At 68.5% G+C, this 21,446-nt stretch carries 19 protein-coding genes; 9 read left to right on the plus strand and 10 right to left on the minus strand.

Translation table 11 applies throughout. The features are described 5' to 3' along the window. Positions 1-6: 6 nt before the first annotated feature. From BEK98_RS23570 to dnaA, 8 genes are all read right to left on the minus strand, one after another. Positions 7-735 carry a DUF3566 domain-containing protein gene (locus tag BEK98_RS23570; protein WP_094218642.1) on the minus strand — a complete coding sequence of 243 codons (729 nt, stop codon included), beginning with the start codon at positions 733-735 and terminating at the stop codon, positions 7-9. An 18-nt stretch (positions 736-753) separates the two neighbouring features. Next, positions 754-3,348, minus strand: coding sequence for a DNA gyrase subunit A (gene gyrA / locus BEK98_RS23575; protein WP_094218643.1), 2,595 nt, complete (start codon positions 3,346-3,348; stop codon positions 754-756). 42 nt (positions 3,349-3,390) lie between these two features. Beyond that, positions 3,391-5,460 carry a DNA topoisomerase (ATP-hydrolyzing) subunit B gene (gyrB, locus tag BEK98_RS23580; protein ID WP_094218644.1) on the minus strand — a complete coding sequence of 690 codons (2,070 nt, stop codon included), beginning with the start codon at positions 5,458-5,460 and terminating at the stop codon, positions 3,391-3,393. A 364-nt stretch (positions 5,461-5,824) separates the two neighbouring features. Further along, positions 5,825-6,379 (minus strand): DciA family protein, encoded by a 555-nt coding sequence (locus BEK98_RS23585; RefSeq protein ID WP_094218645.1) that lies wholly within the window; start codon positions 6,377-6,379, stop codon positions 5,825-5,827. After that, positions 6,376-7,497: a DNA replication/repair protein RecF gene (gene recF / locus BEK98_RS23590; protein WP_094218646.1), complete on the minus strand. Its 1,122-nt coding sequence runs from the start codon at positions 7,495-7,497 to the stop codon at positions 6,376-6,378. The genes BEK98_RS23585 and recF overlap by 4 nt, the downstream gene beginning before the upstream one ends. A gap of 52 nt (positions 7,498-7,549) precedes the next feature. Beyond that, complete coding sequence (gene gnd / locus BEK98_RS23595) at positions 7,550-8,425, minus strand: phosphogluconate dehydrogenase (NAD(+)-dependent, decarboxylating) (protein ID WP_094218647.1); 876 nt, start codon at positions 8,423-8,425, stop codon at positions 7,550-7,552. A gap of 200 nt (positions 8,426-8,625) precedes the next feature. Further along, positions 8,626-9,756 (minus strand): DNA polymerase III subunit beta, encoded by a 1,131-nt coding sequence (gene dnaN, locus BEK98_RS23600; RefSeq protein WP_094218648.1) that lies wholly within the window; start codon positions 9,754-9,756, stop codon positions 8,626-8,628. Positions 9,757-10,674: 918 nt separating this feature from the next. Next, positions 10,675-12,636: a chromosomal replication initiator protein DnaA gene (gene dnaA / locus BEK98_RS23610; protein ID WP_094218649.1), complete on the minus strand. Its 1,962-nt coding sequence runs from the start codon at positions 12,634-12,636 to the stop codon at positions 10,675-10,677. A gap of 374 nt (positions 12,637-13,010) precedes the next feature. Between dnaA and rpmH the strand changes: the two genes are divergently transcribed. From rpmH to BEK98_RS23655, 9 genes are all read left to right on the plus strand, one after another. Beyond that, entirely contained in the window at positions 13,011-13,148 is a 138-nt protein-coding gene (gene rpmH, locus BEK98_RS23615) for a 50S ribosomal protein L34 (protein WP_005482975.1), read from the plus strand. A gap of 21 nt (positions 13,149-13,169) precedes the next feature. Next, positions 13,170-13,541, plus strand: a complete 372-nt coding sequence (gene rnpA, locus BEK98_RS23620; RefSeq protein ID WP_094218650.1) for a ribonuclease P protein component — start codon at positions 13,170-13,172, stop codon at positions 13,539-13,541. After that, entirely contained in the window at positions 13,538-13,903 is a 366-nt protein-coding gene (gene yidD / locus BEK98_RS23625) for a membrane protein insertion efficiency factor YidD (protein WP_094218651.1), read from the plus strand. The genes rnpA and yidD overlap by 4 nt, the downstream gene beginning before the upstream one ends. 3 nt (positions 13,904-13,906) lie before the next feature. Further along, positions 13,907-15,178, plus strand: coding sequence for a membrane protein insertase YidC (yidC, locus tag BEK98_RS23630; protein ID WP_094218652.1), 1,272 nt, complete (start codon positions 13,907-13,909; stop codon positions 15,176-15,178). A 15-nt stretch (positions 15,179-15,193) separates the two neighbouring features. Then, positions 15,194-15,706, plus strand: coding sequence for a Jag family protein (locus BEK98_RS23635; protein WP_094218653.1), 513 nt, complete (start codon positions 15,194-15,196; stop codon positions 15,704-15,706). 118 nt (positions 15,707-15,824) lie between these two features. After that, positions 15,825-16,541 (plus strand): 16S rRNA (guanine(527)-N(7))-methyltransferase RsmG, encoded by a 717-nt coding sequence (gene rsmG / locus BEK98_RS23640; RefSeq protein ID WP_094218654.1) that lies wholly within the window; start codon positions 15,825-15,827, stop codon positions 16,539-16,541. Positions 16,542-16,806: 265 nt separating this feature from the next. After that, positions 16,807-17,880, plus strand: coding sequence for a ParA family protein (locus BEK98_RS23645; protein ID WP_094218891.1), 1,074 nt, complete (start codon positions 16,807-16,809; stop codon positions 17,878-17,880). Continuing rightward, positions 17,877-18,977, plus strand: a complete 1,101-nt coding sequence (locus BEK98_RS23650) for a ParB/RepB/Spo0J family partition protein (protein ID WP_094218655.1) — start codon at positions 17,877-17,879, stop codon at positions 18,975-18,977. Before BEK98_RS23645 ends, BEK98_RS23650 begins: the two co-directional genes overlap by 4 nt. Before the next feature lie 318 nt (positions 18,978-19,295). Further along, complete coding sequence (locus BEK98_RS23655) at positions 19,296-19,913, plus strand: GNAT family N-acetyltransferase (RefSeq protein WP_094218656.1); 618 nt, start codon at positions 19,296-19,298, stop codon at positions 19,911-19,913. A 77-nt stretch (positions 19,914-19,990) separates the two neighbouring features. Here BEK98_RS23655 and trxA read toward each other — a convergent pair whose 3' ends face one another. Both trxA and trxB read right to left on the minus strand, forming a co-directional pair. Beyond that, positions 19,991-20,317 carry a thioredoxin gene (gene trxA / locus BEK98_RS23660; RefSeq protein ID WP_094218657.1) on the minus strand — a complete coding sequence of 109 codons (327 nt, stop codon included), beginning with the start codon at positions 20,315-20,317 and terminating at the stop codon, positions 19,991-19,993. Positions 20,318-20,363: 46 nt separating this feature from the next. Further along, entirely contained in the window at positions 20,364-21,329 is a 966-nt protein-coding gene (gene trxB / locus BEK98_RS23665; RefSeq protein WP_094218658.1) for a thioredoxin-disulfide reductase, read from the minus strand. Positions 21,330-21,446 lie beyond the last annotated feature (117 nt).

Here is a 21,446-nt window from a genome sequence, read left to right on the forward strand (position 1 = left end):
GTGGGGTCACTCGTCCTCGGCCAGCGTCAGCTCGATGCCGCCCACGAAGCCCGCGGAGAGGTTGTAGATGAACGCGCCGAGGGTGGCCAGAGCCGTCGCGAGGACCACGTCGATCACCGCGATGATCGCCGTGAACGTCAGGACGTGCGGGAGCGAGAGGAAGGCCTGGAGGTCGAAGCCGTTCGCCTCGTTGGAGCCCGTCGCCTCCGAGATCGTGCCGCCGACCGTCGAGAACACGCCCATCGCGTCCATGACCATCCACAGCACCGCCGAGGCGACGACCGTGCAGATGCCGAGCGCGATGGACAGCAGGAAGCTGACCTTCATCACCGACCACGGGTCGGCCTTGGCGACACGCAGCCGCGCCTTGCGCGTGCGCGGCGCGGTCTTCGCGCCGGTGCGCGGCCGGCGCACGGCCCCGGTCGGGGCCTGCGCCGGATAGGCCTGCGGCGGGTGGTACGGCTCGGCGGGCTCGGGCCGGCGCTCGCCGGGCAGCGGGGACGCCTGCTGCCGCTCGGCGGGGCCGGGCTGGGCCTGCGCGCCACGGGTGTCCGTCACAGTTCCCCCCTGGGATCCATGCGTGTCGGGCGAGGACGAGTCGGCCTTGCCTGCGTCGATCTTGCGCAGCTGGGTCGTGTGCGGGTCCCCCGCACGCGCGGCGGAGCCACGGCCGCCGCCGTCCGTTTCCGTACCCACAGAGGTACCGGCCGATCCCGCGCCCGTGGCTCCGCTCACGATGACTCACTCCTCGTGCTACTCGGCCGAGGGCGCCTCACCCTCGTCCGTGCCGGTGGTCGCGGCACCCTCGGCGGTCTCGTCCACGGCATCCTCGCCGTCGACCTCCTCCGCCTCGCGCCCCGCCTCGGCGTTACGTGCGATACCGACCACGGCATCGCGCTTGCCCAGGTTGATCAGTTGGACGCCCATGGTGTCACGGCCCGTCTCCCTGACCTCGTTGACTCGCGTACGAATCACACCGCCGGACAGGGTGATCGCGAGGATCTCGTCGTTCTCCTCGACAACCAGCGCGCCGACGAGAGAACCACGGTCCTCCACGATCTTGGCGGCCTTGATGCCGAGGCCGCCGCGACCCTGGACGCGGTACTCGTCGACGGCGGTCCGCTTCGCGTACCCGCCGTCCGTCGCAGTGAACACGAACGTACCGGGTCGAACAACATTCATCGACAGAAGTTCATCGCTCTCGCGGAAACTCATCCCCTTGACGCCGGAGGTGGCGCGGCCCATCGGGCGCAGGGTGTCGTCCGAGGCGGTGAACCTGATCGACTGTGCCTTCCTGCTGACCAGAAGCAGATCGTCGTCGGCCGACACCAGCTCGGCGCCGATCAGCTCGTCGTCCGAGCCGTCCTCGCGCTCGCGCAGGTTGATCGCGATCACACCGCCGGAGCGGGGCGAATCGTAATCCTTCAGAGGCGTCTTCTTGACCAGGCCGGACTTGGTCGCCAGGACCAGGTACGGCGCCGCCTCGTAGTCGCGGATCGCGAGGATCTCGGCGATCGCCTCGTCCGGCTGGAAGGCGAGCAGGTTCGCCACGTGCTGGCCGCGCGCGTCCCGGCCGGCCTCGGGCAGCTCGTACGCCTTCGCCCGGTACACCCGGCCCTTGTTGGTGAAGAAGAGCAGCCAGTGGTGCGTGGTGGAGACGAAGAAGTGGTCGACGATGTCGTCTTCCTTCAGCTTCGTGCCGCGCACGCCCTTGCCGCCGCGCTTCTGCGCCCGGTAGTCGTCCGTCTTCGTCCGCTTGACGTAACCGCCGCGCGAGACGGTGACGACGATGTCCTCCTCGGCGATCAGGTCCTCGATGGACATGTCGCCCTCGTACGGGATCAGCTTGGTCTGGCGGTCGTTGCCGTACTTCTCGACGATCGCGGCCAGCTCCTCGCTGACGATCCCGCGCTGGCGGACCGGGGAGGCAAGGATCGCGTTGTACTCGCGGATCTTCGCCTGGAGTTCGTCGTGCTCCTGGACGATCTTCTGGCGCTCCAGGGCGGCCAGCCGGCGCAGCTGCATCTCGAGGATGGCGTTCGCCTGGATCTCGTCGATCTCCAGGAGGCCCATCAGGCCGGTGCGCGCGACGTCGACGGTCTCACTGCGCCGGATCAGCGCGATGACCTCGTCGATGGCGTCCAGGGCCTTCAGCAGACCGCGCAGGATGTGGGCGCGCTCCTCGGCCTTGCGCAGCCGGAAGCGGGTCCGGCGGACGACGACCTCGATCTGGTGCGTCACCCAGTGGCGGATGAACGCGTCCAGGGACAGGGTGCGCGGCACGCCGTCGACCAGCGCCAGCATGTTGGCGCCGAAGTTCGTCTGCAGGTCGGTGTGCTTGTACAGGTTGTTCAGGACGACCTTGGCGACCGCGTCCCGCTTGAGGACGATCACCAGGCGCTGGCCCGTACGGGACGACGTCTCGTCGCGGACGTCCGCGATGCCGCCGATCTTGCCGTCCTTCACCAGGTCGGCGATCTTCTGCGCCAGGTTGTCCGGGTTGACCTGGTACGGCAGCTCCGTCACCACCAGGCACTGGCGGTTCTGGATCTCCTCGACCTCGACCACCGCGCGCATCGTGATGGAGCCGCGGCCGGTGCGGTACGCCTCCTCGATGCCCTTGCGGCCCACGACGAGCGCGCCGGTCGGGAAGTCCGGGCCCTTGATGCGCTCGATGAGCGCGTCCAGCAGCTCCTCGTGCGAGGCCTCCGGGTTCTCCAGACACCACTGGGCACCGGCCGCGACCTCGCGCAGGTTGTGCGACGGGATGTTGGTCGCCATGCCGACCGCGATACCGGCCGAGCCGTTGATCAGCAGGTTCGGGAAGCGGGAGGGCAGAACGGTCGGCTCCTGGGAGCGGCCGTCGTAGTTGTCCGTGAAGTCGACGGTCTCCTCGTCGATGTCGCGGACCATCTCCATCGACAGCGGCGCCATCTTGCACTCGGTGTAGCGCATGGCGGCCGCCGGGTCGTTGCCCGGAGAGCCGAAGTTGCCGTTGGAGTCCACCAGCGGCATCCGCATCGACCACGGCTGGGCGAGGCGCACCAGGGCGTCGTAGATCGAGGAGTCGCCGTGCGGGTGGTAGTTACCCATGACGTCACCGACGACACGGGCGCACTTGTAGAAGCCGCGCTCGGGGCGGTAGCCGCCGTCGTACATCGCGTACAGCACACGGCGGTGGACGGGCTTGAGACCGTCCCGGACGTCGGGCAGCGCGCGGGACACGATGACGGACATCGCGTAGTCGAGGTACGAGCGCTGCATCTCCGTCTCGAGCCCGACGGGCTCGATGCGTACGATCGCGTCGCCGCCCTCTTCAGGGGTGACTGGAGTGTTCTCGTCGGCCATTGCTGGTCAAGATCCTTCCTGGTGCGGTCAGCTGAGACCGACTCAGATGTCGAGGAAGCGGACGTCCTTGGCGTTGCGCTGGATGAACGCGCGGCGGGCCTCGACGTCCTCGCCCATCAGGACCGAGAACAGGTCGTCGGCCTGGGCGGCGTCGTCGAGGGTGACCTGGCCGAGGACGCGGTGCTCGATGTCCATGGTGGTCACGCGCAGCTCCTCGGCGTTCATCTCGCCGAGACCCTTGAAGCGCTGGATCGAGTCCTCCTTGACCCGCTTGCCGCGCTGGCGGCCCATCTCCAGCAGCGCGTCGCGCTCGCGGTCGGAGTACGCGTACTCGACCTCGTCCCGGCCCCACTTGATCTTGTAGAGCGGGGGACGGGACAGGAACACGTGCCCGGCCTCGACCAGCGGCCGCATGAAGCGGAACAGGAAGGTCAGCAGCAGGGTGTTGATGTGCTGGCCGTCGACGTCGGCGTCCGCCATCAGGATGATCTTGTGATAGCGGAGCTTCTCGATGTCGAAGTCCTCGTGCACGCCCGTGCCGAAGGCGGAGATCAGCGCCTGGATCTCCTGGTTCTGCAGGATCTTGTCGATCCTGGCCTTCTCGACGTTGAGGATCTTGCCGCGGATCGGGAGGATCGCCTGGTACTGCGGGTTACGGCCGGACTTGGCCGAGCCGCCGGCGGAGTCACCCTCGACGATGAAGATCTCGCACTTGGTGGGGTCGTTGGACTGGCAGTCGGAGAGCTTGCCCGGCAGGGACGCCGACTCCAGCAGGCCCTTGCGGCGGGTGAGGTCGCGGGCCTTGCGGGCCGCCACACGCGCGGTGGCCGCCTGGATGCCCTTGCGGATGATGTCCGCGGCCTCGACCGGGTTGCGGTCCAGCCAGTCGTTGAGGTGCTCGTAGACCGCCTTCTGCACGAAGGTCTTGGCCTCCGTGTTGCCCAGCTTGGTCTTGGTCTGGCCCTCGAACTGCGGCTCGCTCAGCTTGACCGAGATGATCGCGGTCAGACCCTCACGGATGTCGTCGCCGGTGAGGTTGTCGTCCTTCTCGCGCAGCAGCTTCTTGTCGCGCGCGTACTTGTTGATCAGCGAGGTCAGCGCGGCGCGGAAGCCCTCTTCGTGGGTACCGCCCTCGTGCGTGTGGATGATGTTCGCGAAGGAGTACACGCCCTCGGTGTAGCCGCTGTTCCACTGCATCGCGACCTCGAGGGACAGGCTCTTGTCCTTGTCCTCGGCCTCCAGGTCGATCACGGTGGGGTGCACCGCCTCTCCCTTGCGGGAGTTGAGGTACTTCACGAAGTCGACGATGCCGCCCTCGTAGTGGTACGTGACCGACTTGACCTCGGCCTTCTCGTCCGCACCCGCCTCGTCCGCACCGCTGGTGGCCTTCGCCGACTCGCGCTCGTCAGTGAGTTTGATCGTCAAACCCTTGTTGAGGAACGCCATCTCCTGGAAGCGCCGCGACAGCGTCTCGAAGGAGTACTCGGTGGTCTCGAAGATGTCCGGGTCGGCCCAGAAGGTGACCGAGGTACCGGTCTCGTCCGTCGCCTCGTGCTGGTCGAGCGGGGCCGTCGGGACGCCGAGCTTGTAGTCCTGCGTCCAGCGGTGGCCGTCGGTCCTGATCTCGACGGCGACCTTCGTGGACAGCGCGTTCACGACGGACACACCCACACCGTGCAGACCGCCGGAGACGGCGTAACCGCCGCCGCCGAACTTGCCGCCCGCGTGCAGCACGGTCAGCACGACCTCGACGGCCGGCTTGCCCTCGGAGGGGACGATGCCCACGGGGATGCCACGGCCGTTGTCGACGACGCGCACACCGCCGTCGGGGAGGATCGTCACGTCGATGGTGTCCGCGTAGCCGGCCAGCGCCTCGTCGACCGAGTTGTCGACGACCTCGTACACCAGGTGGTGCAGACCGCGCTCGCCCGTGGAGCCGATGTACATGCCGGGCCGCTTGCGGACCGCGTCCAGCCCTTCGAGCACGGTGATGGCGCTGGCGTCGTAGGACGCGGAGGCGGTGGCCTCGGCATTCACGCCGGCGTCGGTGGACGGGATGTTCTCGTTGGGGTTGCCGGAATCGGCCACGAAGCGCCCTTTCTGGCACAGCACGAGCCGGGCTCGTCGGCGGGTTGCCGGAGCGGCTGCGGCATGTTGCGTTGGTAAGCCTTGATCAGCGTTGCTCAGCTTTTCCCGGGCGGTCCCCACGATTGGGGCGGGATTGGCTTCCAGTCTACCGGTAGCGCCGACAGTGATGGGGGTTTGCCGGTACCTGAGTCCGCATGTGCCGCCCTCAACCGGTCTCGGCCGGGTACCGATATACGGAAGGGGGCTCCAAGCGGCTCACAGCGCCACTCAGCGCTTCGGGCCGTCAACCCTTGGCTACTGGGGGGTCAGCTCGTGATCCACACCTGCGCACGGGGGTGCGACAGGGGGTGCGACGGCGCCGCGCATCAACCGGGTGACGTGAGGTACGTCACCCGTAGGTATCGCCCGGACCCGTGCTCCCCGGAGCCCTGAGCGGGCCGTAACGCCGGGCGGGACCACCGGGACCGTTGACCTTGAGCAGACGGACCGTGCCGTGGCCGAGGTCCTCGTTGAGCCGGGCGACCAGGGTCGGGGCCAGCAGCCGCAGCTGGGTCGCCCACGCCGTCGAGTCGCACTGCACGGACAGCACCCGCTCGTCCTCGTCGTACCGCTGCGGCACGCAGTGCTTGGCCAGGTCCTCGCCGACGATCTGCGGCCAGCGACCCATGACGCCGCCCACCGCGGCCGGCGTCTCCCAGCCGCGCTCGGTGAGCAGCCGGTTGATCGCCGCACCGAGCGCCATCGGGTCGCGTCCGTCGGCACGCGCGCCGGAGCGCAGACCGCCGCCGCGCCTCGCCTGCTTCTTCTGCCGCGCCGCGTCCCCACGCGCGCGTGCCTGCTCCTTCGCGGCGCGCAACGCCACGCGCGCGAGGTCGACACCGGAGGGCTCCGGTGACTTCTTCGGGTCCTTCGGGTCCTTCGGGGCGGATTCGTCGGTGCTCATACGCGCTCCACCGTCCCGTCGGCCACCGCATAGCGGGCGCCGGCCAGTACATGCGGTACGTCGTCGTCCACAGCGGCGGTGACCAGCACCTGCTCGCCGGGCGCGACCAGTTCGGCCAGCCGCTCACGGCGGCGGGCGTCCAGCTCGGCGAAGACGTCGTCCAGGATCAGCACCGGCTCGTTGCCCTCCGCGCGCAGCAGGTCGTACGAGGCCAGGCGCAGGGCGAGGGCGTAGGACCAGGACTCGCCATGGGAGGCGTACCCCTTGGCGGGCAGCTGACCGAGTTTGAGAATCACATCGTCCCGATGCGGCCCCACGAGGGTGACGCCCCGCTCGATCTCCTGCTTGCGCGCCTCCGCCAGAGCCGCCATCAGCTGGGCGTAGAGGTCCTCGCGCGTGTGCGCCTCGCCGGGCGCGGACGGCTTGTACTCCAGCGCGATCGGACCACCGCCGGGGGCCAGCTGCTCGTACGCCTTGTCGGCCAGCGGCTGCAGCGCGGCGACCAGATCCAGACGCTGGGCGAGCAGTTCGGCGCCCGCGCGCGCGAGGTGCTGGTCCCACACGTCGAGCGTGGACAGATCCATGGAGCGGCCGCCGTGCCTACGCGCCAGCGCGGCCGTCTTGAGGAGCGTGTTGCGCTGCTTGAGCACCCGCTCGTAGTCGGAGCGCACACCCGCCATGCGCGGGGAGCGCGCGGTGATCAGCTCGTCCAGGAACCGGCGCCGCTCACCGGGATCGCCCTTGACCAGCGCGAGGTCCTCCGGCGCGAACAGCACCGTCCGTACGATCCCCAGCACGTCCCTCGGCCTGACCTGCGAGGACCGGTTGATACGGGCCCGGTTGGCCCGGCCGGGGTTCAGCTCCAGCTCGACCAGCTGCTGCCGCTCGCCCTGTCTGACCTGCGCCCGGATGACGGCCCGCTCGGCACCCATACGGACCAGGGGCGCGTCGGAGGCGACGCGGTGGCTGCCGAGGGTGGCGAGGTAGCCCACCGCCTCGACCAGATTGGTCTTGCCCTGCCCGTTGGGGCCGACGAAGGCGGTGACGCCCGGGTCGAGCGGAACTTCGACCCGGGCGTACGAGCGGAAGTCGGCCAGCGAAAGATGCGTGACGTGCATGGTCGTTCGCCGACCTCCCCCAGGGTTGTGGATCGCTGAGCGACCCTGTGGATTACTTCTTCTCTACGGCGTGGCCGCCGAACTGGTTGCGCAGCGCGGCGATCATCTTCATCTGCGGCGAGTCCTCCTGACGGGAGGCGAACCGCGCGAACAGCGACGCGGTGATCGCGGGAAGCGGCACCGCGTTGTCGATGGCGGCTTCCACAGTCCAGCGTCCCTCACCGGAGTCCTGTGCATAACCGCGCAGGTCACCGAGGTGCTCGTCCTCGTCCAGGGCGTTCACCGCGAGGTCCAGCAGCCAGGACCGGATGACCGTGCCCTCCTGCCAGGAGCGGAAGACCTCGCGGACGTTCTCCACGGAGTCGACCTTCTCCAGCAGCTCCCAGCCCTCGGCGTAGGCCTGCATCATGGCGTACTCGATGCCGTTGTGGACCATCTTCGCGAAGTGGCCCGCGCCGACCTTGCCCGCGTGCACCGAACCGAAGTCACCCTCCGGCTTGAGCGCGTCGAAGACCGGCTGCACCTTGGCGACGTTCTCGGCGTCGCCGCCGTACATCAGCGCGTACCCGTTCTCCAGGCCCCAGACGCCGCCGGAGACACCGCAGTCGACGAAGCCTATGCCCTGGGCGGCCAGCTCCTCGGCGTGCTTCTCGTCGTCCGTCCAGCGGGAGTTGCCGCCGTCCACGACCACGTCGCCGGGCTCCAGCAGCTTGGCGAGCTGGTCGATCGTGGACTGCGTGGGCTCGCCGGCCGGGACCATCACCCAGACCACGCGCGGACCGCTGAGCTTGCCCACAAGCTCTTCCAGGCTGTGGACATCAGCGAGGTCGGCGTTGCGGTCGTATCCGAGGACGGTGTGGCCCGCGCGGCGGATCCGCTCGCGCATGTTGCCGCCCATCTTGCCGAGGCCGACGAGACCGAGCTCCATCAGTTGTGTTCCTTAGGTTGCTGTGTGGCGTGTGGGGCACCTGCGTACCCGGTCCGAGCCTAGTCGTGGCCCCTCACGCACAGCTGTGGGCATACGCGCTCACCTGCGACTTTGGCGCCGGGTCGCGCAGCCCACCCCGCCCAGCCACAGCACCGGGCACCCACCAGAGCACCCAGCGCTGTGCACACCTGTGGACAACCTCAGCCGCTGAGCCGCACCGGCATGATCAGGTACTTGTACGCGTCGTCGGCCTCAGCGTCCACCGCCGGCTTCCCGCTCAGCAGCGCCGGCTTCGTGGACGTCGTGAACGACAGCTGAGCCACCGGAGAGTCGATCGCGCTCAGACCGTCCAGCAGGAACGTCGGGTTGAAGGCGATCGAGATGTCGTCGCCCTCCAGCTGCGCGTCCACCCTTTCCACAGCCTGTGCGTCGTCGCTGGAGCCCGCCTCCAGGATCAGCACACCCTGCTCGAAGCTCAGCCGCACCGGGGTGTTGCGCTCGGCGACCAGGGCCACACGCTTGACGGCCTCCACGAAGGGGGCGGTCTCGATCACGGCGACGGAGTTGAACTCGGTCGGGAACAGCGTGCGGTACTTCGGCAGGTCGCCCTCGAGCAGACGCGTGGTCGTACGACGGCCCGCGCCCTCGAAACCGATCAGGCCCTCGCCCGCGCCCGAGCCGGACAGCGCCAGCGTGACGCTGTCACCGGCGCCGAGCGACTTGGCGGTGTCCAGGAGCGTCTTGGCCGGGACCAGGGCGACCGCGGAGGCGTCCGGGTTCTCCGGCTTCCACAGGAACTCGCGGACCGCGAAGCGGTAGCGGTCGGTGGAGGCCAGGGTGACCGTGTCGCCCTCGATCTCAATACGCACACCGGTGAGGACGGGCAGCGTGTCGTCACGGCCGGCGGCGATGGCCACCTGGGAGACGGCGGCCGCGAAGACCTCGCCGGGGACGGTGCCCGTGGCGTTCGGCATCTGCGGCAGGGCCGGGTACTCCTCCACAGGCAGGGTGTGGAGTGTGAACCGCGAGGAGCCGCAGACCACGGTCGCCCGTACACCGTCTGTGGAAATCTCCACCGGGCGGTTGGGGAGAGCACGGGAGATGTCGGCGAGCAGGCGGCCGGAGACGAGGACCGTGCCCTCCTCCTCGACCTCGGCCTCGACGCTCACCTTCGCGGAGACCTCGTAGTCGAAGCTCGACAGGCTCAGCTGGCCGTCCTCCGCCTTCAGCAGCAGGCCGGCGAGGACAGGCGCCGGCGGACGGGCCGGGAGGCTGCGTGCTGCCCACGCCACTGCCTCCGCGAGTACGTCGCGTTCCACCCGGATCTTCACCGTAAGCCGCCTCCTGCTGTTGCTACTGAGTCCTCCGACTCGGTGTCACCGCCCACTGCGAAGGGCAGGACACCGGGGACCAGTCTGACGCACCGCACTGACAGTAGGTGCCTGTCGGGGTCAAGTCGGTCCGAGGGGCAGCCGGGCTCGAGAGAGCAAGTTGTGCACAGGCCCCGCTTCGAAACGGATTCCCAGCTCTCTCTAGTTGGGAGTAGTAGTAGGGCCTGTGGATACCGTGGATAACCTCGTTTGCCCAGGTCAGAGCGGGAATTTTGTCCACTGGCCCTGTGGGCGGAGGCGGTGGACAACTGAGGGTCTCTGTGGAGAACAGAAAGTTCTGCACACACCGCCCACAGCTTGAGGGCAGTTCTCCCCAGCTGTGTCCCCAGGTTTACCCACGTTTCCCACACCCCAACCCGGCAGCTTCGTGTGACGGCTTTCACTCGACGCGGTGAGCGGGTGCGTCGCGTTGCCGAACAGTGGACAGCCATGTGGAGAAGCCCGGGTTCGCTGGGGACAACCGGCCCCAGCCTGTGGGCTTCCCGTGGAAAACTCCGTGCACAGCCTGTGGATCTCCGCTTTGTCCACAGTCTGTGGAGATCGTTTGTCCACGATTCCACAGGCTGCTGAGCTGGGCGGACGCTGGTTCCCCAGGCTCCCTGTGGATGCAGTTCGGGACAACTCCACAGTCCCCAGGATGTGGACGGAAGAAAGTCACCGAATCTGTGGAGAGTGGCCGTAACCAGGCACTTAATCGAACACTCGGTGGCTGGGGAGGAACGGCCACGGGGCCGCGACGAGCCGTCGGTGAGCCGTCCGAAGGTCGCGATGACGGGTGCCGGCAGCCGCCCGGGACGCGAAAAGGCGCCCCCGGGATGTCCTCCCGAGGGCGCCCTCAGCGCCGTTGCACGGCCGTCGTCAGCCGTTCTTGATGCGGTTCGTCAGCTCGGTCACCTGGTTGTAGATCGAGCGCCGCTCGGCCATCAGCGCGCGGATCTTGCGGTCGGCGTGCATGACGGTCGTGTGGTCGCGGCCACCGAAGTGCGCGCCGATCTTCGGCAGGGACAGGTCGGTCAGCTCGCGGCACAGGTACATGGCGATCTGGCGGGCCGTGACCAGCTGGCGGCCGCGCGAGGTGCCGCACAGGTCATCGATCGTGAGGCCGAAGTAGTCGGCGGTCGCCCCCATGATGGCCGACGCGGTGATCTCGGGAGTCGAGTCCTCGCCCCCGGGGATCAGGTCCTTGAGGACGATCTCCGTCAGGCCCAGGTCCACCGGTTGCCGGTTGAGCGAGGCGAACGCGGTCACCCGGATCAGCGCGCCCTCCAGCTCACGGATGTTCCGCGAGATCCGGGAGGCGATGAACTCCAGTACCTCCGGCGGGGCGTTGAGCTGCTCCTGCACCGCCTTCTTGCGCAGGATCGCGATGCGCGTCTCCAGCTCGGGCGGCTGGACGTCGGTGATCAGACCCCACTCGAAACGGTTCCGCAGTCGGTCCTCCAGCGTGACCAGCTGCTTGGGCGGCCGGTCGCTGGAGAGCACGATCTGCTTGTTGGCGTTGTGGAGCGTGTTGAAGGTGTGGAAGAACTCCTCCTGCGTCGACTCCTTGTCCGCCAGGAACTGGATGTCGTCGACGAGCAGGATGTCCATCTCGCGGTAGCGCTTGCGGAAGCTGTCGCCCTTGCCGTCGCGGATGGAGTTGATGAACTCGTTGGTGAACTCCTCGGAGCTGACGTACCGCACCCGCGTGCCCGGGTAGAGGCTGCGCGCGTAGTGCCCGATCGCGTGCAGCAGGTGCGTCTTGCCGAGCCCCGACTCCCCGTAGATGAAGAGGGGGTTGTACGCCTTCGCGGGCGCCTCGGCGACGGCCACCGCGGCCGCGTGCGCGAACCGGTTGGAGGCGCCGATGACGAACGTGTCGAAGAGGTACTTCGGGTTCAGTCGCGCGGTCGGCTCACCGGGACCGCTCGCCGGCGCGGGCTTCGCGGCCGCCGGACCGGGCGCACCGGTCCCGCCGGCCGGCGGCAGGTCCGGGCGGCCCGGACCGCCGCGGTGCACCGGGCCGGCGCCGGCCGGCTGGTCGGGCAGCTCACGGCGGACGGGGTCGCGCTGGTCGTACTCCGCGCGGGGGGAGCCGTAGTCCGGGCGCTCGTACTCCGAGCGGTCGTAGTCGGGGCGCTCGTACTCCGGGCGCGGGGCGTCGTAGTCGCCGCGCTGCCGGTCGTACGACGGGCGCTCCACGTTCTGCGGGCGGTAGTCCTGGGACGGCGAGCCGTAGGTGTCCTGCCCCGAGGAGCCGTAGGCGTCCTGCGACGGCGAGGCGTAAGGGTCGCGCTCGGGGAAGCCGAGGCGCGGCTGCTGCCAGCCGTACTCGTCCTGTCCGGACCGCGGCCAGGCGCCGGGCTCGGGTCGCTGGTACTCGGACGGATAGGCGGGCCGGGCCGTCGGCAGCTGGTCCCCGCGGGAGGGCGGCTCGTTGCCCGGGAGCGGGTCGCCGGCACGGTGCCGTCCGTAGCCCTCGTACGGTCCGGAGGGCAGTTCCGGCTCCTCGTAGCGCTGCCGCTGCGGCTGCGCGGAGGGCGCCTGCGGGGCCGACGGCTCGCCCGCGGAGTCGTCCACGGTGATCGCGATGCGGATGGGGCGGCCGCACTCGCGGCTCAGGGTCTCGCTGACGATCGGCGCGAGACGGCCCTCCAGTACGTTCTTCGCGAATTCGTTCGGTACGGCGAGCAGAGCGGTGTCCGCTACCAGCGCGAGCGGCTGGCAGCGCCGGATCCAGTGCTCGTCCTTCGCCTCGACACCCTGGCCGCGGCCCTCACCGAGGAGCTGCTCGAGTACTCGTGGCCACACTGCGGCAAGATCGGCAGGTACGTCAGCCACAGGGCACGCTCTCTCACAGGTCCCACGAACGTGTGGTTGTGGGACGGGTCGGGGTGAAAATCGGGGCGGGCGGGGATAAGGGAACGAATCGGAGTCCAGCCACGGTAGTCAGCGTGGCGGCTACGGTTCAAGTTGTTGTCCCCAGCCTGTGGATAGTGTCTCTCAGTGACCCTCGGTTTGACCGGATGGCGTAGCCCCGCGTACCGTAACCAGGTCGAGTTGTCGATGGCTGCTGCCGCCTGCCTCCGATGGGCACAGATCACTTCAGGTGATCGGGAAGCGGTGCACTCGGGCGTGACGCGAGCTACTCGTGGGCGCACGGTGACAGCCAGGACGGCACCCCGCCACCTACCGATTCTTTCTGGAGCCCCCGAGTGAGCAAGCGCACCTTCCAGCCGAACAACCGTCGTCGCGCGAAGACCCACGGCTTCCGCCTGCGGATGCGTACCCGTGCCGGCCGCGCGATTCTCGCGAACCGCCGTAGCAAGGGTCGCGCCAGCCTGTCCGCCTGATCCTGATCAGGTCATGACGTCGTGCTGCCTACCGAGCATCGGCTGAGGCGGCGCGAGGACTTCGCGACCGCGGTACGACGGGGTCGTCGGGCAGGCCGCCCGACTCTCGTCGTCCACCTTCGTAGCGGTGCCACGGACCCGCACGCGCCAGGGGAGAGCGCTCCCCCGACGCGTGCGGGTTTCGTCGTGAGCAAGGCTGTGGGTGGAGCGGTCGTGCGCAACAAAGTGAAGCGCAGACTGCGCCATCTGATGCGTGACCGAGTCGCCCTGTTTCCCCCCGGTAGCCTGGTAGTCGTACGAGCGCTGCCCGGAGCGGGCGACGCAGACCACGCACAGCTGGCCCGAGACCTGGATGCCGCCCTCGAGCGGCTGCTGGGAGGGGGCGCGCGATGAAGTACCCGCTACTGGCTCTGATCAAGCTGTACCAGTGGACGATCAGTCCGCTGCTGGGGCCGGTGTGCAAGTACTACCCGTCGTGCTCCCACTACGGCTACACGGCCATCGACCGGCACGGTGCGGTCAAGGGAACGGCACTCACCGCCTGGCGCATCCTCCGGTGCAATCCGTGGTCGCTCGGCGGTGTGGACCATGTTCCTCCGCGCAAGCGCCCGCGGTGGCACGAAATGCTGCGCAACGCTTGGCGCGCACGAAAGGGCGGGACCTCCGCCGCCGAACCGGCCACCGAGGAGAAGCCTCAGTCCGAGCTTCCCTCGAGCCCGGCCGCAGAGACTTCGTCCCATGCCCAAGGAGCATGATTAGTGGACACGATTGCCAGCCTCTTCAGCTTCATCACGACACCTGTCTCCTGGGTCATCGTCCAGTTCCACACGGTGTACGGCGCCATCTTCGGCCCCGACACCGGGTGGGCCTGGGGCCTGTCGATCGTGTCCCTCGTGATTCTGATCCGCATCTGCCTGGTCCCGCTCTTCGTGAAGCAGATCAAGGCGACCCGGGCCATGCAGACGCTCCAGCCCGAGATGAAGAAGATTCAGGAGCGCTACAAGAACGACAAGCAGCGTCAGTCCGAAGAGATGATGAAGCTGTACAAGGAGTCGGGCACCAACCCGCTCTCCTCGTGCCTTCCCATCCTGGCGCAGTCCCCGTTCTTCTTCGCCCTGTACCACGTGCTCAACGGCATCGCGTCGGGCCAGACCATCGGCGTCATCAACGCGTCGCTGCTGGAGAGCGCCCGTAAGGCGCACATCTTCGGGGCCCCGCTCGCCGCGAAGTTCAAGGACAGCTCCAGCACCATCGAGGCGCTCGGCGCCTCGGTCACCGACGTGCGCGTCGTGACCGTGGTCATGATCGTCCTGATGTCGGCGTCGCAGTTCTACACGCAGCGCCAGCTGATGACGAAGAACGTCGACACCACGGTGAAGACGCCGTTCATGCAGCAGCAGAAGATGCTGATGTACGTCTTCCCCATCATGTTCGCCGTCTTCGGTATCAACTTCCCGGTCGGTGTCCTCATCTACTGGCTGACCACCAACGTGTGGACCATGGGCCAGCAGATGTACGTCATCCACAACAACCCGACCCCGGGTTCCAAGGCCCAGGCCGCCTACCTGGAGCGCCTCACCAAGCACGTCGCGCACCACGGCAAGGTCCGTCGCCGGAGCGAGAAGACCATCGTCAAGGCGATCGTCGCCAAGGGCCGTGAGCGCAACGAGTTCGAGCGCAAGTTCATCAACGGTCTGACCAAGGCGGGCCTCGCGGCCCAGGCCGACGGCACCGTGGTGAAGAGCGAGAGCCAGGCCGTGGTGGAGGCCGAGGACGGCACGACGACCACCACCGCCCCTCGGCGCCAGCAGCCCAAGCGTCAGAGCAAGGCCCAGCGCCAGACCGGCGGGACCAAGCCGGCGGGCGACGACACGTCGGCCACCTCGCTGGAGAAGTCCGACGAGCCGGAGGACGCCAAGCCCGCCGCTGCCAAGCAGCCCCAGAAGCCCGGCTCCGGCACCCGCAGCAAGGCCCAGTCCGGCCAGCGCAAGGGTGGCCCGCAGCGGCCCAAGTCCCCGTCCAAGAAGTAAGAAGGAGCCCATCCCGTGACGGAAGGCACCACCTCCGCCGCTGCCGAGGGTGCAGACACCCTGACTCGCCTGGAGCAGGAGGGTGAGATCGCGGCGGACTACCTGGAGGGTCTGCTGGACATCGCCGACCTCGACGGCGACATCGACATGGACGTCGAGGCCGATCGCGCCTCCGTGTCGATCATCAGCGACAGCGGCAGCCGCGACCTGCAGAAGCTGGTCGGCCGCGACGGCGAGGTGCTGGAGGCACTGCAGGAGCTGACGCGCCTGGCCGTGCACCGGGAGACCGGCGACCGCAGCCGACTGATGCTGGACATCGCGGGCTACCGCGCCAAGAAGCGCGCCGAGCTGTCCGAGCTGGGCGCCAAGGCCGCCGCCGATGTCAAGAACACCGGCGAGCCCGTGAAGCTCAAGCCGATGACCCCGTTCGAGCGCAAGGTCGTGCACGACGCGGTCAAGGCCGCCGGGCTGCGCAGCGAGTCGGAGGGCGAGGAGCCGCAGCGGTTCGTCGTCGTGCTGCCCGCCTGATCGGTCCCTCACGTTTCACCGGCCCCGTCTGTTGAGCAGACGGGGCCGAACTTTGTCAGCCTGGTAGTTCTGGTGGCCGGTGCGCGAAGCACCGGCGCGGTACGGAAGGACGGTCCCCGTGACGGAGGCAGCGGAGCTTCCCCCCGCGCCCGAGCAGGCGCGGGTAGTTTTTGGTGATCGCTTCGCCGATGCGGTCCGCTACGCGGAGCTGCTTGCCGAGGCGGGCGTGCAGCGTGGCCTGATCGGCCCGCGTGAAGTGCCTCGTCTGTGGGAGCGGCACCTGCTGAACTGCGCGGTCCTCTCGGAGGCGGTCCCGGAGGGGGTGACGGTGTGCGACGTCGGCTCCGGCGCCGGCCTGCCGGGCATTCCGCTGGCCCTGGTCCGGGACGACCTGAACATCACCCTGTTGGAGCCCCTGCTGCGGCGCACCACCTTCCTCACCGAGGTCGTCGAGCTGCTGGGCCTGGATCACGTCACCGTGGTGCGGGGCCGGGCCGAGGAGGTCATGGGCAAGCTGCCACCCGTCCATGTGGTGACAGCCCGCGCCGTGGCCCCGCTGGACCGTCTGGCCACCTGGGGCATTCCGCTGCTGCGCCCGTACGGCGAGATGCTCGCACTCAAGGGGGACACCGCCGAGGAGGAGCTGAAGTCGGCGGCCACCGCGCTCAGCAAGCTGGGTGCGGTGTCGACGTCCATCCTGCATGTGGGTGAGGGCGTGGTGGACCCCCCGTCCACGGTCGTGCGGGTCGAGGTGGGAGAGAGCCCGGGCGGTGTGCGCTTCGCGGCGAAGCGGGCCAAGGCGGCCCGGACGGGGCGGGTACGGCGCCGTCGCTGATCCGTCCTGAGGACGAGACGTACTCCACACAAGCTGCCAAACGCACGTAAGCCGGAGTGTCGCGAAGGTCCGGCCGCCATCGCTGTGCATCGTGTTTCACGTGAAACGTCGCTCACTGCTGCACGGCATCATCAGTCGCGGCCGCGCCGCGGCCGAACCTCGCGACCGAAAGCCTCTCGGTTCACTCGGAGAGGCACCGGAGTTGTCCACAGAGGTGGATTTCTCCACAGAACACCAGGCCTCACTGGTTCACGACCCCGAAGACATGGGAGGCTCTGTTCATTGCGAGCCTGAAGTCGAGGAGAGTGAATCCGTGCGGTCCGACGCCAACATCGCGGGACCGATGACCGATCCGGTCCCCGGTCCCCGTACCGAGTCGATGGGGGCGGATGTTTCACGTGAAACACCGCCCCCGATGGACGACACTCCCATCGGTCGCGCTGCCCAACTGGCGGTGGAGGCTCTGGGCCGCGCCGGCGAAGGCCTGCCGCGACCCGAGCAGACCCGAGTCATCGTGGTCGCCAACCAGAAGGGCGGCGTGGGCAAGACGACGACGACCGTCAACCTTGCCGCTTCGCTGGCTCTGCACGGCGGCCGCGTTCTGGTGATCGACCTCGACCCGCAGGGCAACGCGTCCACGGCGCTGGGGATCGACCATCACGCCGAGGTTCCTTCCATCTACGACGTGTTGGTGGAGAGCAGGCCGCTCGCCGAGGTCGTCCAGCCCGTCCCCGATGTCGAAGGCCTCTTCTGCGCCCCCGCCACCATCGATCTCGCCGGTGCGGAGATCGAATTGGTGTCCCTGGTGGCCCGTGAGAGTCGGCTGCAGCGCGCGATCCAGGCGTACGAGCAGCCGTTGGACTACATCCTCATCGACTGCCCGCCCTCGCTGGGCCTGTTGACGGTCAACGCGCTCGTCGCGGGCCAGGAGGTCCTCATCCCCATCCAGTGCGAGTACTACGCGCTGGAGGGACTGGGTCAGCTGCTGCGCAACGTCGACCTGGTGCGGGGGCACCTCAACCCCACCCTGCATGTGTCGACCATCCTGCTCACCATGTACGACGGCCGGACGCGTCTCGCCTCGCAGGTCGCGGAAGAGGTGCGCACCCACTTCGGCGACGAGGTGCTGCGGACGAGCATCCCTCGCTCGGTCCGTATCTCCGAGGCGCCGAGCTACGGGCAGACGGTGCTGACTTACGATCCTGGATCGAGCGGTGCCCTCTCCTATCTTGAGGCGGCCCGAGAAATCGCGCTGAAGGGCATCGGCATCAGCTATGACGCCAGCCAGGCCCATATCGGCGCCCAGAACGACCCGAGCATGGTGGAGGGGATCCAGTGAGCGAGCGACGGAGGGGGCTGGGCCGCGGACTCGGCGCACTGATCCCTGCTGCCCCGACCGAGAAGAACCCGGCTCCGGCCGCGATGGGGAGTGGAGCGTCCACGTCCCCGGCAGCGGTCCCGGTGCTGACGACCGACCGCGGGGTGGCCGCGGCGAAGGTGGCCACGCTGCCGCCTGTTTCACATGAAACCGAGGATCCCTCGGTGAGCCCTGTCGCGGAGGCTCCCGCGCCTCCGGTGGGCGCCCACTTCGCCGAGCTGCCCCTCGACGCCATCACGCCGAACCCGCGTCAGCCGCGTGAGGTCTTCGACGAGGACGCGCTGCACGAGCTGGTCACCTCTATCCAGGAGGTCGGTCTCCTCCAGCCCGTCGTCGTACGGCAGCTGGGTCCCGGCCGCTATGAGCTGATCATGGGTGAGCGCCGCTGGCGGGCCTGCCGTGAGGCCGGCCTGGAGGCCATCCCGGCGATCGTCCGGGCTACCGATGACGAGAAGCTCCTCCTGGACGCCCTGCTGGAGAACCTGCACCGGGCGCAGCTGAACCCGCTGGAAGAGGCAGCCGCCTACGACCAGCTGCTGAAGGACTTCAACTGCACGCACGACCAGCTGGCCGACCGCATCGGGCGCTCTCGTCCGCAGGTCTCCAACACCCTGCGGCTGCTGAAGCTGTCGCCGGCGGTCCAGCGCAGGGTCGCCGCCGGGGTCCTCTCCGCCGGGCACGCCCGGGCGCTGCTGTCCGTCGAGGACTCGGAGGAGCAGGACCGGCTGGCCCACCGCATCGTGGCCGAGGGCCTCTCCGTGCGGGCCGTCGAGGAGATCGTGACCCTGATGGGCTCGCGGCCCCAGACGACCCAGCGATCCAAGGGCCCGCGGGCCGGTGCCCGGGTCTCCCCGGCGCTGAGCGAGCTGGCCACTCGTCTGTCGGACCGCTTCGAGACCCGGGTGAAGGTCGACCTCGGGCAGAAGAAGGGCAAGATCACCGTGGAGTTCGCGTCCATGGAGGACCTTGAGCGGATCCTCGGCTCCCTCGCCCCGGGCGAGGGTCCGGTCCTGCAGAAGGGTCTCCACGACGGGGACTCCGAGGAGCAGGACGACTGAACCTCCGGCGGTCCCGCCGCATGGTGCAGGGGAGCGGATCGCGTCCGGTGCATACCGGAAGGCGGTCCGCTCTTTGCTGTGAGGCAGTATCGAGGGAATCGCATCGTGGATACGATGCGGATGGGGTATGGCGCATCCACCTGGCGGATCTCTGAGTGGGGAGACAGGGGCCATGCGATCGATGAGCCGCACCGGACTGGTGAGCGCTGGCTTGGGCCTTGGGGCCGTCGGCGGATTCGTCGGCAGCCTGCTGAGGGAACGGAGCGCTCTGACAGCCGCTCGCGACGCAGCGGGCGAAGGAAGCGAGGAACAGCCTTCATGGGGCGTCGGCTCGTACCGCTCACGCTGGACAACCTTCAGGACCTTCCCAAGCGCTGTCGCTCGTGTGTCTTCTGGGAGCTCGACCCCGTCAGCGGCGAAGCCGCGATAAAGGCGGGCACCTCCGCGCTGGAGAAGGAGTCCTGGATCTCCGCCGTCCTGCTGGACTGGGGATCGTGCGGCCGGGTGGTCTACGTCGACGACGTTCCCGTGGGCTTCGTTCTCTATGCGCCCCCGGCCTACGTCCCGCGCTCCTCGGCGTTCCCCACGAGTCCGGTCTCACCGGATGCCGTCCAGCTCATAACGGCCTTCATCATGCCCGGCTATCAGGGGCAGGGGCTGGGCCGCGTGATGGTCCAGACGGTCGCCAAGGATCTGCTGCGCCGGGGCTTCAAGGCGATCGAGGCGTTCGGTGACGCCCGCTGGAAGGAGCCCGCCTGTCTGATGCCCGCCGACTATCTCCTGGCTGTGGGCTTCAAGACGGTCCGGCAGCATCCCAAGCACCCCCGCCTGCGGCTGGAGCTGCGCTCGACGCTCTCCTGGAAGGAAGACGTGGAACTGGCGCTGGACCGGCTCCTGGGGGCCGTACAGAAGGAACCAGCGCTGCGGCCGCTGTAGCGGCTGCTGTCAGCTGAGGGCCTCATGCGAATGGGCCAACCCGCAGGGGTTGGCCCATTCGTGTTTCACGTGAAACGTCACTCGGCGATGAACTCGTCGAGGTCACGCACCAGCGCCGCCTTCGGCTTGGCACCGACGATCGTCTTGACGACCTCGCCGCCCTGGTAGACGTTGAGCGTCGGGATGGACATGACGCCGTACTTGGCGGCCGTGTCCGGGTTCTCGTCGATGTTCAGCTTGACGATCTCGATCTTGTCGCCGTGCTCGGCGGCAATGGCCTCGAGGGACGGAGCGATCTGGCGGCAGGGGCCGCACCACTCGGCCCAGAAGTCCACCAGGACGGGCTTGTCGTTCTTGAGGACGTCCTGGTCGAAGGACGCGTCGGTCGTGCTCTTCAGGGCCACGGTGGGCTCCTTATCTCTTCTGCGGTGGGGCGGGGGAAGGGGAAGGTCAGACGGCGGCGGTGGCCTCGGCCTTGTCCTCGTCCGCGAGGGCGGAGAGGAAGCGCTCGGCGTCGAGGGCGGCGGAGCAGCCGGTGCCGGCGGCGGTGATCGCCTGCCGGTAGGTGTGGTCGACCACGTCACCTGCGGCGAAGACACCGGTCAGGTTGGTGCGGGTGGACGGAGCGGCGACCTTCAGGTAGCCCTCCTCGTCCAGGTCCAGCTGGCCCTTGAACAGCTCGGTGCGCGGGTCGTGGCCGATCGCGATGAACAGGCCCGTCACCGGCAGGTCGGAGAGCTCGCCGGTCTTGACGTTGCGCAGCTTCAGCCCAGAAAGCTTCTGGTCGCCCTGCACCTCGGCGATCTCGCTGTCCCACACGAACTTGATCTTCGGGTCGTTGAAGGCACGCTCCTGCATCGCCTTGGAGGCGCGCAGGGTGTCACGGCGGTGGACGACCGTCACGGACTTGGCGAACCGGGAGAGGAAGGTCGCCTCCTCCATCGCGGTGTCGCCACCGCCGATCACGGCGATGTCCTGGTCCTTGAAGAAGAACCCGTCACAGGTGGCGCACCAGGAGACGCCGCGGCCGGAGAGGGCGTCCTCGTTCGGCAGGCCGAGCTTGCGGTGCTGGGAGCCGGTGGTGACGATGACGGCCTTCGCCCGGTGGACCGTGCCCGCGGTGTCGGTGACAGTCTTGATCTCACCGGTCAGGTCGACGGAGACGATGTCGTCCGGGATCAGCTCGGCGCCGAAGCGCTCGGCCTGCGCCCGCATGTTGTCCATCAGCTCGGGCCCCATGATGCCGTCGCGGAAGCCCGGGAAGTTCTCCACTTCGGTGGTGTTCATCAGGGCGCCACCGGCGGTGACGGCACCCTCGAACACCAGAGGCTTCAGCGAGGCGCGCGCGGTGTAGAGCGCTGCCGTGTAGCCCGCGGGCCCGGAGCCGATGATGATCACGTTACGGACGTCGCTCACGGCTTGATTCCTCGTCTCTGGTCTGTGTCAGTCGACCGGTGGGAGCCCCTTTCAGAACTCTCACCCCACCCAACGGATCCTAAGGGGCGCGCATTCCCGGTGTGTCCGGGCACACGG

Source organism: Streptomyces diastatochromogenes (assembly GCF_002242805.1).
GTDB classification, from domain to species: Bacteria; Actinomycetota; Actinomycetes; order Streptomycetales; family Streptomycetaceae; genus Streptomyces; species Streptomyces diastatochromogenes.